This window comes from Akkermansia sp. JRP_AM1, from assembly GCF_049262625.1.
Taxonomy (GTDB): Bacteria; Verrucomicrobiota; Verrucomicrobiia; order Verrucomicrobiales; family Akkermansiaceae; genus Akkermansia; species Akkermansia massiliensis.
In genome coordinates this window covers 674,646-687,285 of the sequence record NZ_CP118234.1, presented here as the reverse complement: position 1 = coordinate 687,285, position 12,640 = coordinate 674,646, and the positions used below count along the sequence as shown (strand labels likewise).

Below are 12,640 nucleotides of genomic sequence, written 5' to 3'. Positions count from 1 at the left end.
GTGGAAAGGGGAATCAGGGCATGGCAATGTCTGCCAGGATGGAGCGGCGGACGGTGTCCGGTATCAGCACGGTGGCGGCTCGCTCGGGTTTGAGCGGCGGCGTGCAGAAAACACGGTCCAGGCGCAGCAGCGGGAAGTTGACGGGTTGAGTGGCTCCGTATCCGGCTCCCTTCAGTTTGAAGCAATCCTGAAAATCGGCGCTGAGCTTGGCGAAAATAGGGGATTGGGGCGCGGCGCTGAAGTTTCCGGCCAGGATGATGGGCAGTTCACCGTGCTGGCTTCCTACCTCCCGCAGGGTGTCAAACAGGTATTGAAGCTGTTTGCGGTGAATGAACCGGAGCGTGTGGAAGTATTTCCAGCAGGCGGGGGAGTACAAGTCAAAGCGGTGTTCAAAAGGCTCCAGGCTGATGTTGATGAGCCGTATCGCCAGGGAAGAATTTTCCGGTATCCAGTCCACGATGAGTCCGGCTGTGTCCGTGATGCTTTGGGCCGGACCAATCTGCCCGTGCCGCACGATGATGGCACAGCTGCCTATCTGCTTGATGTAGGAAGTGCGTCCGAAAATGCTGTAGGCGAATTTGAGTGTCCGGTTGTGGTTGCTGCATCCCTGGATGAAGATGACGTCTGCGCGGAGTTTGGAGATTTGTTCAATGGGCGGATTTTCCACACAACCCCCGTACAGGGTGAGAACCCTGATTTGCCGGGCATCCGGAGCCGGCGGCATTTTGTAATACTCCATTCCCGTTCTGGAAATGGGAGGAAGAAAGTCCGTAATGACGATGCCGTACGCAAACCAGATAATGACGCCAAGCAGGCCTATCCGGGAACCGAAGACCAGCCATGCAATAAGCGCCGGGAAGGAGAAGATGAGGCAGCATGCCCAAGTGGGCAGTGACGTCATGAAGGCCATCGTGTCCGAACCGGTCCAGAAGATGGTGACGACGATGACCCACAGGCACAGAGAGACGCCGCCCAGCGCTATTCCCAGGTGGTTGACCCCGGATAACGCTGGCAGTGGTTCCGCCAGATGTTTGCGTCTTCTGAGCCGATGCACGGTGGTGGTAGGTTAAAAGCCCATGCCGGGAGGGAGGCCCATGCCGCCCGTCAGTTTTTTCATTTCCGCCGCCGCGGTTTCCTTGCCCTTGGCTATGGCGGCATTGATGGTTTGCAGGAGCAGGTCCTGGAGGAATTCTGAATCGGACGGGTCGATGATGGAGGGATCAATCACCAGCTCCGTGAGGTTTCCGTCACAGGTGGCGGTGACTTTCAGCTTGCCGCCCGCGCCTTCCGTGGCAACGGTCTGGGAGGCCAGCTTTTCCTGGGCGGCGGCAAGTCCGGCCTGCATTTGCTGGACCTGCTTCATCATTTTCATCATGTTCATGGCTGTCGTATTTGGAAGTATGGGTTGATGTTGTTTATTGGGAAATGATGCGGGCGCGGAATATCTCCATGGCGGCGTCAATCAGGGGGTCCGTATAGTAGGAATTATCTTCATCTTTCTCCCGGGCGGGTTCCTGAACGGCTGCGGCGGGTTTTTCCCGCGGCGCCTGGGGTTTGGGAGAAGGTGCGGAGGCCGCGGGGGGGAGGCGCCGGCAGCGGGGCCAGTTCTTCCTGAACCGGCTCCGGCACGGAGGAATCCTGGCGGATGGAAATGGTGACGGGGACTCCGCCGCGTTGGGAAAGGTCCGCTTCCAGGGCCGCCCGCAGGGGGCCGGATCCGAGGCTGTCCATTCCCTGATGGTCGGAGGGATGAAAGGAGATGGCGACGAATGCGCCGTCATGGCCGGAGAAAACGCTGTTGGCCAGAAAGTCCGCCTGGAGGGGGAAGTTGGCGGCGGCACGTTCCAGCGCCGCTTTCCAGTCCTCCTCCGTGATGGTTCTTCCGGATTGCGGGGCAGGGGCTTCCGGTTCCTCTTTTACCATGGGAGCAGGGGTGCGGGAAGGAGCGCTTGCCGTGTCGAACAGGTTGTCAAAGAAGCTGCTGGTGCGCCTTTCCGGCGGGAGGTTTTCTTCAGGGTCCATGAAAGTGGGTTCCGGAGAATCCGGAGGAGCCACCGGGGCATCGGAGATGGCAGAGGCGGGACGTTGAGGCTCTTCCGGGGTGTCGGAAGTGGGCTCCGGCCGCGGTTCAGGTGCGGGACAGGAAGGCTCTTCCTGCGGAATGGCGGGGAGGGGGATTTTGCAGCAGTTACGGGAGGTTCCGGCGCGGGATCAGTGGGCTGCGGTTCGGGTTCTTCTGCGGGAGCCGGGGCTGGTTGCGCACTGGCAGGTTCGCTCGCCTGTACCGCGGGAGCCGGGAATGGGTTGGCCGGGGAAAAGTCCGGAACCGGGTCCATCAGGTGTTCTTCCGGAGCGGGCTCCGGTTTTTCCGCAGGAAGGGGCGGCTGGGCGTTTGCCGGAGGCTCCGGCGCAGGGACCGGAGCGGCGGGCGCGGGCATCTCCTGTTCCTGGCGCGGAGCGGGCGCCGGAGAGGAGGATGGGACGGAGGATGCCGGGGGGCGCCTTCCAGCGCCATGATAATATCGCTGATGCTGGCTTCCGCGAGAGCGTGAACGGCCTTGATCAGGCCCATTTCCAGATGCAGCCTTTTGTTGGTGGACCAGCGCATCTTGTCTTCCGTTTCCGCCAGCACTTCCACCAGGCGCAGGATTTTGTCCGTCTGGGTGCGTTTGACGAGTTCGGAAAGTTCCTCCTTGGAGGATTCCGGCAGGGAATCGAAGCTGGCCTCCGGGTCAACCTTGGAGACCAGGATTTCACGCACGGCGGAGATGATTTCAGAGAGGAACTGGCCCATGTCTCTTCCAGCTTCCGCCTGTTCATGCAGGAGGTGCAGGAGGGAGGGGAGCTCCTTGTTCAGAATCAGCGCCAGCGCATGGGCTACGGTTTCCCGGGACGTGATGCCGAAGATGTGAAGCACCTGCTGTTCTTCAATGTGGTCTCCGCAGAAGGAAACAAGCTGGTCCAGCATGGATTGCGCGTCCCGCATGCCTCCGTCCGCCACCTTGGCGACGGCAAAGGCCGCTTCCCGGCTCAGGCTCACTCCTTCCGCAGAGGCGATGTGAAGCAGGTGTTCCGCAATGATTTCAGAGGGAATGGGGCGCAGGTCGAAGCGCTGGCAGCGCGACAGGATGGTCGGCAGAATCTTGTGGGGTTCCGTAGTCGCAAAAATGAATTTGACGTGGGGGGGCGGCTCCTCCAGCGTTTTCAGCAGGGCGTTGAAGGACTCCTTGGTGAGCATGTGCACTTCATCTATATAGACGATGCGGAAATTGCCCCTGCTGGGAGCGAATCGCACGTTGTCCCTCAGGTCACGGATGTGGTCGATGCCGCGGTTGGATGCGCCGTCTATTTCCAGGACGTCCAGGCTGCGCCCTTCCGCTATTTCCTCGCAGATGTCTTCGTGCGGGTCAAAGTCCACCCTGGGACCGCCGCTGCAATTCAGGGCTTTTGCAAAAATTCTGGCGGTAGATGTTTTTCCCGTTCCGCGGGGGCCTACAAAAAGGTAGGCGTGGGCGAGGCGGTTGTGCTCAATGGCGTTTTTCAACGTCTGGACGACATGATCCTGTCCAAGGACGTCATCGAATGTCAGAGGACGGTATTTTCTGGCAAAGACCTGGTAACTCACGGTTCAGAAAGACTAGAAGATGAGTCCGTGTTTGAAAAGAAAATAGAGCGTAATTGTTTTAAAATGTTGATAAGAGAACTCTTGCGGTATCCTGTTACGGAGCTTCCCTGAAAAAAATATCAAGAAAACAGTGAGGATGACATTTTGATGTTGAAATCTGAAAATGTTCATGCCAATCTCACAAAAGTAACAGGAACCTTCTCATCTCTATTATTTCCTATGTGGGTCAAAGTATCAATAGCAGCCTTGGTCATTGCTCTTCTCGGCGGAGCCATGTATTATCTTGATAACGAGGAAGCTCTAACCAAGGAGCGTAAGGAATGCGTCTCCCGTTATAAGAACCTGAACGGTCTTCGCGGCGAGTTTACGGAAGAAAAGACAAAATATGTCGACTTCCTGGTGAAGAATGAGGCTTTGACGAACGATATCAACGCCCTGACCAAGCAGAAGGACGAGCTGGAAGCCAAGAACCAGGAGCTGGCCGCCGCCAATGAGGCCAAGAAGACGGACCTCCAGGCGCAACAAACAGCCTTGGCGGAACTTCAGTCCAAGAGCAAGGACATGGAAAGTATCCAGGCCATTGCGGACAAGATCAAGGGACTGGAAGAAGAATCCAAGCAGCTGGAAGTAGTCAAGCAGGCGGAGCAGGGCAAGCATGACGCCATCGTTGCTGAAACGGAACAGCTTGTCGTGAACAATGCGGCCCTTCGCCAGCTCAAGGCGGACCAGGATGCGCACCTTTCCCCGCCCAATCTGAAAACGCGGGTTTCCCAGGTGATTAATGATTTCAATGTAGTTGTGATTGACGGCGGTGCTGCCGACCTGGGCGTAGTGCCCGGCTCCAAGCTGGCCGTGATGAGGGACGGCAACAAAATTGCCGAACTTGACGTAAGCGCCGTTGAATCCCGTGTTTCCACGGCCACCATTCTCCCCAGCACGGTAACCGCCGGCGAACGTGTTGAAGCCGGAGACGTCGTTGTATCCGTTCGTCCCTAGTCCTTTCCCGGTTCAATACACACCATACACTCTCACATACATACACAATGAAAACTGTCTTAGTAGTTTTATTGATTCTTGCAGCAGGTGCGGGCGCCTGGTTCTCCGGTCTCAGCGGCCTCTTCGGCGTCAACGGCCAGTATCAGGACTTCAAGGAGATGATCACCTACCGCAAGGTTCTGGACAAGGAAATCCGGAATTGGACGGGATTGCGCAATGACATGATCAAGAACCGCGGTTTGGCTGCGGAGGAAAACCTGAGCCTGACCTCCAACAAGGCCTCCGTGACCCAGCAGCGTGACGAACAGCTCTCCAAGGAAACGGAGCTGAAGGAAGAAGAAGTCCAGCTGAATGCGGACCTGTCCAAGATCAACAAGCAGATGGATGAGCTCAAGGCCAAGCTGAACGACTTCGGCGTTTCCAGCGTGCAGGAAATCCAGGCGAAGATGGAATCCATGGAAGCCTCCAACAAGAAGCTTCAGGAAGACATTGACCAGATCAAGAGCGCTACGGAAGTGGCCGCCAAGAAGCGTGCCGAGCAGGCTACCGAGCTGGCCGGACGCCAGAAGGAACAGGCCGAATACCGCGCCGCCCTCGCCAAGAATGGAGATGAATATCCCGTTCTGTCCGTGGACCCGCAGTGGGGCTTTGTGGTGATTGGCGCCGGGCAGGGCAGCAACATTGATCCGAATACGGTTCTGCTCGTTACCCGTGACGGCCGCAGCATCGGCAAACTGAAGGTGACCTCCCTGGAAAAGAACCAGACGGTGGCTGACATCGTCAAGGACAGCGTGCCTGCCGGCATGAGCATCCAGCCCGGCGACATGGTGCAGCTTCTGCGTCCGTTGCAGTCCGCCAAATAAGGTTTCTGCCGCGTATTTTCCTTGAACCCCGCTGTGCCCTCCGGCATAGTGGGGTTCAACTTTTTAAAAGGAAATGATGAAACGATTCACAGCCTCCCTTTTGCTTACGTCTTTCTCCCTTCTTCTGGTCTCTTCCTGCTCCTGGCTGATGGAGCCGAAGGAACGGGAGCGTGTTCCGCAGCCGCCCCCCGGCCCGGAAAAGAGCGCTCTTCCCCATAACAAGACCCAGAGATTTGAAGCGGAAGCTACGCTGGGACCGCTGGCTTCGCCAAGACGTTAAAGGCGTTCAAATAACGGTTGGCGGTGATTCTGTTCTTTACAGCATCCCGCAAACCGGATACAAACGCTTCCGATTTCCAAGCGGAGAGATGGCTGAGCTGGTCTAAGGCACTCGACTCGAAATCGAACGTGGGCTTTAAAACCCACCGTGGGTTCGAATCCCACTCTCTCCGCCAGTTTTTTTTAAGAGAAAGCCCGTCGCAAGACGGGTTTTTTGTTTTTATCAGGCGTCGTTCCGGAAGGAAATTCGCGGGAACCGTTGTTTAATGATAGAGAGGGAGACCCTTGTCGGCTTCCCGGAGCCGGTCTCCGTTGGGATGATTGTAGCTGTAATAGTTTCTGTGAACGGTTTCGGTAGGTTTTCCGATGATCACGTGGTCCAGGAACCGGACGCCCAATAGCTTGGCGCATTCCCGCACGCGTTCGGTCAGGAGGTCGTCCATACGGCTGGGTGCCGGGTTCCCGCTGGGATGGTTGTGCGCCAGGACGAAGCCGTAGGCATTGTGGATGACGGCGGGACGCAGAATGTCGCGCGGATGGGCGATGGATTCGTTCAGGGTGCCGCTGGAAATTTCCACGGGTTTGATGAGACGGCTTTTGGTATCCAGCAGCAGGACGAGTACCGTCTCCTTGTCCTTCCAGCGCATGGCTGTTACCAGGTAGTCATAGACGTCTTCCGGCGTCTGGATAGGTTGCCGGGCCAGCGTTTCCCGGAGAGCCCGCGCTCCCAGTTCAAAGGCGGCGCTCAGCGTGGCCGCTTTCGCCATGCCTATTCCCTTGCAGATGTCCGCTATTTCTGCGGCCTCCATGTGGGCCAGGGCGTCCAGAGAGCCTGCCGACTGGATCAGGTCCGAGGACATGTCCAGCACGTTTTTTCCCTTGATGCCCATCCGCAGGAAGATGGCGAGCAGTTCCGCATTGCTGAGGCTGTGCCTTCCCTGGCGGAGCAGCTTTTCCCGCGGCAGGGATTGGAAGGGAAGATCCTGGAGTTTTCGGTAGGCCATTTTAGTAACAGAGACGTGAGGTGGAAAGAATGGCGGCGGGCAGATGGCGCAGCGTGTCTCCCGCCGTCAGTGTCTGCTGGGTGGAATCTCCGGCGGAGATGGCTATTTCAGAAGCTCGCCCGCAGAGATAGGTTCCCAGAACGGCGGAGACCAGCAGGGATTCCCCCTGGGCCATGAATCCGCCGCAGACGCCTGCCAGCACGTCTCCCTGGCCGGCGGTAGCCATGCCGGGGCCTCCGGTGATGTTGTAGAAGAGAGGTTTTCCCTGCTGGGTGACGATGGTGCGGGCCCCTTTGTAAATCAGGGCCGCTTCATGCTCCGCCAGGAAGCAGTCTGCGATGTCCGCCCGGATGGCGCAGTTGTCCGCGTCCGGCAGCAGACGGCGGATTTCCCCATGGTGGGGTGTCGCCAGAATATGTTCTCCCAGGCTCCATTGCATGGCGGCGGCCAGATTAAGGCCGTCCGCATCCAGGACGGTGGGAGTGCCGGTTTCCAGAATGAGGCGGATGGCTTCCGCGTCTTCCTCCGATACGGAGCCGATGCCGGGGCCAATGAGAAAGGCGCTGAACGTCCGGATGGAGACGTCCGCATAACTGTCCACGGGTTTGACCATGATTTCCGGCGGCATGGACGGCGCTATGAGGGGATAGACGTTCCGGTGGACGTGGAGCGTCACCAGTCCGGCTCCGGCCCGGAGGGCGGCTTCACAGCAGAGCCTGGCAGCGCCCAGCATTCCTTCCGATCCGGCAATGACGCCGATGTGCCCGCGTTTGTTCTTATAGTCCGTATAGGGTCTTGCAGAGAGGAATTTAGTGAGCCGGGAGGAGGTGATGAGTTCCGTGGCGGGAAGCGCCTGCACATAGAGGCCGGGAAGGTCGATGCAGGCCAGGCGCCCCGCATGCAGGGTGGCGTCGTCATCCAGCAGCCCCTGCTTGACCGCTCCTATGCACATCGTGAAATCCGCCTCTACGGCATTTTCCTGGGGCATCCCCGTATCCGGGTCAACTCCGGTGGGAAGGTCGATCGCCACCGTGCGCACAGCTCCGCAGCGGTCCCGCAGGTAGTTCATTTCCGCGCAGAGGGCGGAGATTTCCTTGCGGAGCAGCCCTTTTGCTCCAATGCCCAGCAGGCCGTCCAGCAGAATCATGGGCTTGCCCGTACGGGGCAGCGGCGCTTCCTGGTATTCCTGGGGCGGAGGAGATATTTCAGCGAGCTGCCGCACGGGCAGTTCCCCCCATTCCGCGCGCGGGTAGGCGGCGCGGAAACCTGTTTCCCAGCCATGCTGTTTCAGGATATTGAGGACGGTGAGGGCGTCTCCGCCGTTGTTGCCTTTCCCCACGTAGGCTATGCATAACCCGGGGACGGGAAAGAACTGCATGACGGCTTCCGCAATGCCGGCGGAAGCCAGCTTCATGAGGGTTCTGGCCGGAGTTCCGTTGATGATGAGCTCGCGTTCCGCGATCTGCATATTTTCCGTGGAGCAAACTTTCATGGCGCGCTGATGGGATCAGTGTGCACTGTACGTTAAAAAACCTTCTCCTGCAAGCCGGAGAAGGTTTTTCGCAAAAGGAGTGAATCCGGGGGCGGTTAACCGATGCGGAACGTGATGCGCGCCTTGGTCATGTCGTAGGGGGACATTTCCATGCGCACCTTGTCGCCCACAACGATTTTGATGAAGCGCTTGCGCATCTTGCCGGAAATGTGGGCCAGCACTTCGTGCCCGTTGGGCAGGCGCACCTTGAACATGGTGCCCGCCAGCACAGCGCAGATGGTGCCTTCCACTTCAATTTCGCTTTCGGAGTTTTCTTCCTTGGGGGCCGATTTGCTGAAATGCCTCCTGCCCTTGGTGTGGCGGCCCCCGCCTCCCTGCGGGCGCGGCCGGTTGGGCCCGCCTCCGGGGCGTGGTCCTCCGCCTGTTCTGGCGCCTCCCGGGCCAGCGGACTGTCCGGCCGGGCGTGCCGGGCCGGTGCCACTCCCGGCGGGCCGGGGCTGTCCGGGACGGCTGGCGTTGCCGGCCGGTCTTGTGCTGCTGCCTGCCGGCCTGGGGCCGGGGCGGGAATTCTGACCGCCGCTGGGGCGGTTGCTGGGTCTTGGATTCGGGCTGATAGGATTCTCCTTGTAAGGTTAAAATGAACGCGCGTGTACGAATTTTCGCGCAGGCGAATAATAGGCCATATTTCCACGAGGGCAAGTCCTGAATGTGGAAACGCCGCAATTAAGCCGCGATTCTGCGGAAGGGACGGAAAAAAGGCCGCAAAAGGGGAGTAAAAGAGAAAAAGTATTTGACATTTACGCGAATAATCATTAGGAATGCGCCCCCGAATTGGAAGATTACGGCAGGATGCCGAAAAACGAGAACGAAGAATTGAACCATGAAGACCTTCTCAGCCAAACCGCAAGAAGTAGAGCGCAAATGGTATGTTATAGACGCTGCCGACAAGGTGCTCGGCCGTGTTGCCGTTGAAGCGGCTAACATTTTGCGTGGCAAGAACAAGACAATTTTCACCCCCCACGTTGATTGTGGCGACTTTGTCATTATCGTGAACGCGGACAAGGTGGTGCTGACCGGCAACAAGGAAAACGCCAAGATTTACACCCGTTTCTCCGGATACGTCGGCGGCAAGCAGGTGGACACTCCGCGGAAAATCCGCGCCCGCCGCCCCGAACTTCTTCTGGAACTGGCCGTCAAGGGCATGGTGCCCCACACCCGCCTGGGCCGTCAGCAAATGACCAAGCTGAAGGTTTATGCCGGCGCCGGTCATCCTCATGAAGCCCAGCAGCCCACTGCCATCACTCTCTAATTGATTTCCCCAGACATGAGTCAGACAACCCCATACAACGCCACCGGCCGCCGCAAGACCGCCATTGCACACGCTTGGCTTACTGAAGGTGCCGGCCGCATCACGATCAATCGTCGCGGTTTTGAAGAATACCTTCCCACCGTCCAGTTGCAGAACGCCGTTCTCCAGCCCTTCCAGGTTACCAACACCATGAACAAATTCGACGTGAACGTCGTCACCAAGGGCGGCGGCATTCACGGCCAGGTGGGCGCCATCCGCATGGCGATTGCCCGCGCTCTGGTTCAGGTTGATGAAGCTTCCCGCGCCCAGCTGCGTGAATTCGGTCTTCTGACCCGTGATTCCCGCATGAAGGAACGTAAAAAGCCCGGTCGTCCCGGCGCCCGCAAGCGTTACCAGTTCTCCAAGCGCTAAGCTTGGCTGGCTGCGAAGGAACTGGCTTTACCATTTCTTTCTCGGAAAAGGAGTGCTCCCTGCGGAGTACTCCTTTTTCGTTGCAGGGGAAGCTGGTTGCTGTTACGATTAATTATTATGGAAGAAGGTCGGCAGCAGGACGGAATTCCGGATTCTTCTCCGGAAGAAGAAAAAACGGAAAGAAGCGTTTTCCCTATTGCTCCTTTACTGCTTGCTCCGCTTTTTCTGGTGATAGCCTCTTTTCTGAAACATTCCCATCGCATGGCGGGCAATGTCTCCGGCCTCAGGAAGGTGGAATACGGTCCCGCTTTCCCTTTGTTTCAATTTGCAGGCGTGGCCTTGTATTTCTATCTGGCTTACGTGGCCTTTAAGAAAGGCTTTCCCGGCTGGGGCTGGGTGTTTGGTTCCCTTGCGGTGGCGTTCAATCCTTTTCCGGCGTTTGCCACGGGAATTGCGGGCGACTCCATGGCATGGGGTGTGGCCGTGCTCGCGGCCGTTTCCGTGACGGTGAAAGCCTTGATGGACTCACCGCGGCAGCAAGGAAAGCTTTAGCCGTTTACCGGTGGTACGGCGTTCCCGCCAGAATGGTATGGCAGCGGTAAAGCTGTTCCAGCAGGACGACGAGCGCCAGCTCATGCTGGAGGGTGAATTTGCTCAGGGCCAGGATATGGCCGCACCGGGAACGCAGTTCTTCCGTGTGGCCGTCCGAGGCCCCGATGAGGAACGCGATGCGGCGCACGGAACGCATCTGCCAGTCCCGCGCCAGTTTGACCAGCTTCTCCGTGGTCCAGAGTTCTCCGCGTTCGTCCATGGCGATGCGCAGGCAGCCCTCGCTGGCGGCCAGCAGGCGTTCTGAAACGTCTTTGGAGCTTCCGTCTTTGACGAGTTTGAGTTCCGTCTTGCCGAAAGGCTTGAGGCGGTTGAGGTAGAGTTCCACGCCTTCCCGGGCATAGCCCAGGGCCGGCTTGCCTGCGGCCAGAATCAGGAATTGCATGAGAAGTCAGGAGTTGGAGGATGAATTGAGGTAGTTCAGCAGGTTGCGGGCCCAGGTTTCCGAAATGCCGCGGATGGCGGCGATGGAAGCCGGGTCCGCCCTTTTGATGGCGGCCACGGACTTGAATTTTTCCAGCAGCATGCTTTTTTTTGCCGCGCTCATGCCCGGGGCGTCGTCCAGGGCGCTTTCCCGCATGCGCTTCCGGTAAAGCAGTTCGTTATAGCCGTTGGCGAAGCGGTGGGCTTCGTCGCGGATGCGCTGCATGAGCTTGAGGGCTCCCGTGCTGTGCGGCAGGCAGAGGGGCTGTGGCTGGTGGGGAAGAAGATTTCCTCCCGCTGCTTGGCGAGGCCGACGATGGGCATGTCACCCAGTCCGATGGCTTCCAGATTGGCCAGGGCGGAGGAGAGCTGGCCTTTGCCGCCGTCCACCACCACCAGGTCCGGAACCTTGATGGGGGCTTTTCCTTCTCCGCTGAGCTTCTTGAGCCACTGGTACAGGGTCATGTCTGCGGGCCGTGAGGCTACGGCGTCGCTCTCCGCCAGAATGCGGGAGTAGCGCCTCCGGATCACTTCAGACATGGAGGCGAAGTCGTTCTGCCCGTCCACCGTGCGGATGCGGTAGCGGCGGTAGGCCTTGTTGTCCGGTTTGCCGTTGGTGAAGCGCACCATGGAGGCCACGATGTGGTTGGAGGAGACGTTGGAAATATCAAAACATTCCATGATGGCTGGAGGCTCTTCCAGGCCCAGGGCCAGCCCCAGTTCCTTCATGTCTTCTTCCGGGCGCACGGTGCCGGGCAGGTTGGGCGTTCCCTTCTGGAACCGCCGCGCGGGCTCCAGAACCTTGACCAGGTTGTCCCGGATGTCCCGCAGGTACGCTGCGCGCTCGAAGTCCAGCTCGTCGGAGGCCTGCATCATTTCCCGGGTGAGCTCGTCCAGAGTGCTTTTTTTGCCGGTCCCCTCCAGCAGGCGCGCCGCCTGGTCGAAGTTCCGGTTATAGTCGCTCACGGAAATGCGCCCGATGCACGGGGCGGAGCAGTTGCGTATCACGTCCGCATGGCAGTGCTTGAACTCGTGGAGACCCGGATTTTTGGCCTTGCAGGTCCGCAGCCGGAAATGCCGGTTCAGCCATTCCTGCGTGGCGTAAAGCGCCTGGGAGTGGACAAAGGGGCCGAAGTAGCGCGCTCCGTCGTCCTTGCGCACCCGCGCCAGCTGGAAGCGCGGCAGTTTTTCCCCCTTGGGAATCTTCAGCAGGGGATAGCGCTTGTCATCCTTCATCTGGATGTTGTAATGCGGGCGGTACTGCTTGATGAGCTTGCTTTCCAGCAGAAAAGCCTCCTGGTCGTTCCTGGTTTCAAAGTAGTCGAATGACGCAATGGCATTGATGAGCGCCCTTGTCTTGTGGTTGGACAGGGTGGCCCCCGTGGGGGAAAAGTAGTTGCCCAGGCGGCGGTGGAGGTCCTTGGCCTTGCCCACGTAAATGGTATTCCCCAGGGCGTCTTTCATGATGTAAACGCCGGGTTTATGCGGAGTTTGCCTCCAGAGTTCCTTCAGAGATGGTTTCTCACGATCTGCCACGGGGATTATTATGCCATATGCGGCAAGAAATGAAACTGCGGAAACGTACTGCATTACGGCTACTTGGCTTGCCTAGGAAGACTTCTTCTGTAT

15 protein-coding genes, 1 tRNA gene and 1 pseudogene are annotated in these 12,640 nt (G+C 58.5%); 7 read left to right on the top strand and 10 right to left on the bottom strand.

Going from position 1 to position 12,640, the window contains the following annotated elements; genetic code table 11:
- Nucleotides 1-13 precede the first annotated feature (13 nt).
- From PVA48_RS03180 to dnaX, 4 genes are all read right to left on the bottom strand, one after another.
- Nucleotides 14-1,054 (bottom strand): endonuclease/exonuclease/phosphatase family protein, encoded by a 1,041-nt coding sequence (locus tag PVA48_RS03180; protein ID WP_022395972.1) that lies wholly within the window; start codon nucleotides 1,052-1,054, stop codon nucleotides 14-16.
- Between the two features lie 12 nt (nucleotides 1,055-1,066).
- The gene (locus PVA48_RS03175; protein ID WP_102728367.1) at nucleotides 1,067-1,381 is read right to left on the bottom strand and encodes a YbaB/EbfC family nucleoid-associated protein; all 315 of its coding nucleotides are present in this window, start codon (nucleotides 1,379-1,381) and stop codon (nucleotides 1,067-1,069) included.
- A 110-nt stretch (nucleotides 1,382-1,491) separates the two neighbouring features.
- A complete protein-coding gene (locus PVA48_RS03170; protein ID WP_423232220.1) occupies nucleotides 1,492-2,022 on the bottom strand; it encodes a hypothetical protein in 531 nt (176 codons plus the stop codon).
- A 313-nt stretch (nucleotides 2,023-2,335) separates the two neighbouring features.
- Nucleotides 2,336-3,625 carry a DNA polymerase III subunit gamma/tau gene (dnaX, locus tag PVA48_RS03165; protein WP_423232219.1) on the bottom strand — a complete coding sequence of 430 codons (1,290 nt, stop codon included), beginning with the start codon at nucleotides 3,623-3,625 and terminating at the stop codon, nucleotides 2,336-2,338.
- A gap of 246 nt (nucleotides 3,626-3,871) precedes the next feature.
- Here dnaX and PVA48_RS03160 point away from each other — a divergent pair, with 246 nt between their 5' ends.
- The 4 genes from PVA48_RS03160 (at nucleotide 3,872) to PVA48_RS03145 (ending at nucleotide 5,939) form a co-directional block, all read left to right on the top strand.
- Nucleotides 3,872-4,621, top strand: a complete 750-nt coding sequence (locus PVA48_RS03160; RefSeq protein ID WP_102722916.1) for a hypothetical protein — start codon at nucleotides 3,872-3,874, stop codon at nucleotides 4,619-4,621.
- A 47-nt stretch (nucleotides 4,622-4,668) separates the two neighbouring features.
- On the top strand, nucleotides 4,669-5,484 hold the full coding sequence (locus PVA48_RS03155; RefSeq protein ID WP_022395968.1) for a hypothetical protein: 816 nt from the start codon (nucleotides 4,669-4,671) through the stop codon (nucleotides 5,482-5,484).
- A 73-nt stretch (nucleotides 5,485-5,557) separates the two neighbouring features.
- Nucleotides 5,558-5,764 carry a hypothetical protein gene (locus tag PVA48_RS03150; protein ID WP_146018184.1) on the top strand — a complete coding sequence of 69 codons (207 nt, stop codon included), beginning with the start codon at nucleotides 5,558-5,560 and terminating at the stop codon, nucleotides 5,762-5,764.
- 82 nt (nucleotides 5,765-5,846) lie between these two features.
- Nucleotides 5,847-5,939, top strand: a tRNA-Ser gene (locus PVA48_RS03145).
- An 87-nt stretch (nucleotides 5,940-6,026) separates the two neighbouring features.
- On the opposite strand, the gene radC is transcribed toward PVA48_RS03145, so the two are convergent.
- The 3 genes from radC to infA form a co-directional block, all read right to left on the bottom strand.
- Nucleotides 6,027-6,767, bottom strand: coding sequence for a RadC family protein (gene radC, locus PVA48_RS03140; RefSeq protein ID WP_102728369.1), 741 nt, complete (start codon nucleotides 6,765-6,767; stop codon nucleotides 6,027-6,029).
- A 1-nt stretch (nucleotide 6,768) separates the two neighbouring features.
- The gene (locus PVA48_RS03135; RefSeq protein ID WP_102728370.1) at nucleotides 6,769-8,259 is read right to left on the bottom strand and encodes an NAD(P)H-hydrate dehydratase; all 1,491 of its coding nucleotides are present in this window, start codon (nucleotides 8,257-8,259) and stop codon (nucleotides 6,769-6,771) included.
- A 95-nt stretch (nucleotides 8,260-8,354) separates the two neighbouring features.
- Nucleotides 8,355-8,555, bottom strand: coding sequence for a translation initiation factor IF-1 (gene infA, locus PVA48_RS03130; protein WP_031930865.1), 201 nt, complete (start codon nucleotides 8,553-8,555; stop codon nucleotides 8,355-8,357).
- A 584-nt stretch (nucleotides 8,556-9,139) separates the two neighbouring features.
- Between infA and rplM the strand changes: the two genes are divergently transcribed.
- The 3 genes from rplM to PVA48_RS03115 all read left to right on the top strand — a co-directional run bounded on the left by rplM (nucleotide 9,140) and on the right by PVA48_RS03115 (nucleotide 10,531).
- Nucleotides 9,140-9,568, top strand: coding sequence for a 50S ribosomal protein L13 (gene rplM / locus PVA48_RS03125; protein ID WP_022396002.1), 429 nt, complete (start codon nucleotides 9,140-9,142; stop codon nucleotides 9,566-9,568).
- A gap of 15 nt (nucleotides 9,569-9,583) precedes the next feature.
- Nucleotides 9,584-9,979: a 30S ribosomal protein S9 gene (gene rpsI / locus PVA48_RS03120; protein WP_022396003.1), complete on the top strand. Its 396-nt coding sequence runs from the start codon at nucleotides 9,584-9,586 to the stop codon at nucleotides 9,977-9,979.
- 291 nt (nucleotides 9,980-10,270) lie between these two features.
- Nucleotides 10,271-10,531, top strand: a complete 261-nt coding sequence (locus tag PVA48_RS03115) for a hypothetical protein (RefSeq protein WP_146021118.1) — start codon at nucleotides 10,271-10,273, stop codon at nucleotides 10,529-10,531.
- A gap of 4 nt (nucleotides 10,532-10,535) precedes the next feature.
- On the opposite strand, the gene PVA48_RS03110 is transcribed toward PVA48_RS03115, so the two are convergent.
- From PVA48_RS03110 to PVA48_RS03100, 3 genes and pseudogenes are all read right to left on the bottom strand, one after another.
- On the bottom strand, nucleotides 10,536-10,973 hold the full coding sequence (locus PVA48_RS03110) for a 23S rRNA (pseudouridine(1915)-N(3))-methyltransferase RlmH (RefSeq protein WP_022396005.1): 438 nt from the start codon (nucleotides 10,971-10,973) through the stop codon (nucleotides 10,536-10,538).
- Nucleotides 10,974-10,979: 6 nt separating this feature from the next.
- Nucleotides 10,980-11,135, bottom strand: coding sequence for a hypothetical protein (locus tag PVA48_RS03105; protein ID WP_423232488.1), 156 nt, complete (start codon nucleotides 11,133-11,135; stop codon nucleotides 10,980-10,982).
- A 126-nt stretch (nucleotides 11,136-11,261) separates the two neighbouring features.
- A pseudogene (locus PVA48_RS03100) lies at nucleotides 11,262-12,475 on the bottom strand (GIY-YIG nuclease family protein); the annotation flags it as partial.
- Nucleotides 12,476-12,640 lie beyond the last annotated feature (165 nt).

Coding starts and splice junctions, on each gene's coding strand:
- radC (WP_102728369.1), bottom strand. CDS start 6,767: ATGGCCTACCGAAAACTCCAGGATCTTCCCTTCCAATCCCTGCCGCGG.
- PVA48_RS03150 (WP_146018184.1), top strand. CDS start 5,558: ATGATGAAACGATTCACAGCCTCCCTTTTGCTTACGTCTTTCTCCCTT.
- PVA48_RS03135 (WP_102728370.1), bottom strand. CDS start 8,259: ATGAAAGTTTGCTCCACGGAAAATATGCAGATCGCGGAACGCGAGCTC.
- PVA48_RS03175 (WP_102728367.1), bottom strand. CDS start 1,381: ATGAACATGATGAAAATGATGAAGCAGGTCCAGCAAATGCAGGCCGGA.
- PVA48_RS03105 (WP_423232488.1), bottom strand. CDS start 11,135: ATGAGCGCGGCAAAAAAAAGCATGCTGCTGGAAAAATTCAAGTCCGTG.
- PVA48_RS03155 (WP_022395968.1), top strand. CDS start 4,669: ATGAAAACTGTCTTAGTAGTTTTATTGATTCTTGCAGCAGGTGCGGGC.
- rplM (WP_022396002.1), top strand. CDS start 9,140: ATGAAGACCTTCTCAGCCAAACCGCAAGAAGTAGAGCGCAAATGGTAT.
- rpsI (WP_022396003.1), top strand. CDS start 9,584: ATGAGTCAGACAACCCCATACAACGCCACCGGCCGCCGCAAGACCGCC.
- PVA48_RS03110 (WP_022396005.1), bottom strand. CDS start 10,973: ATGCAATTCCTGATTCTGGCCGCAGGCAAGCCGGCCCTGGGCTATGCC.
- PVA48_RS03170 (WP_423232220.1), bottom strand. CDS start 2,022: ATGGACCCTGAAGAAAACCTCCCGCCGGAAAGGCGCACCAGCAGCTTC.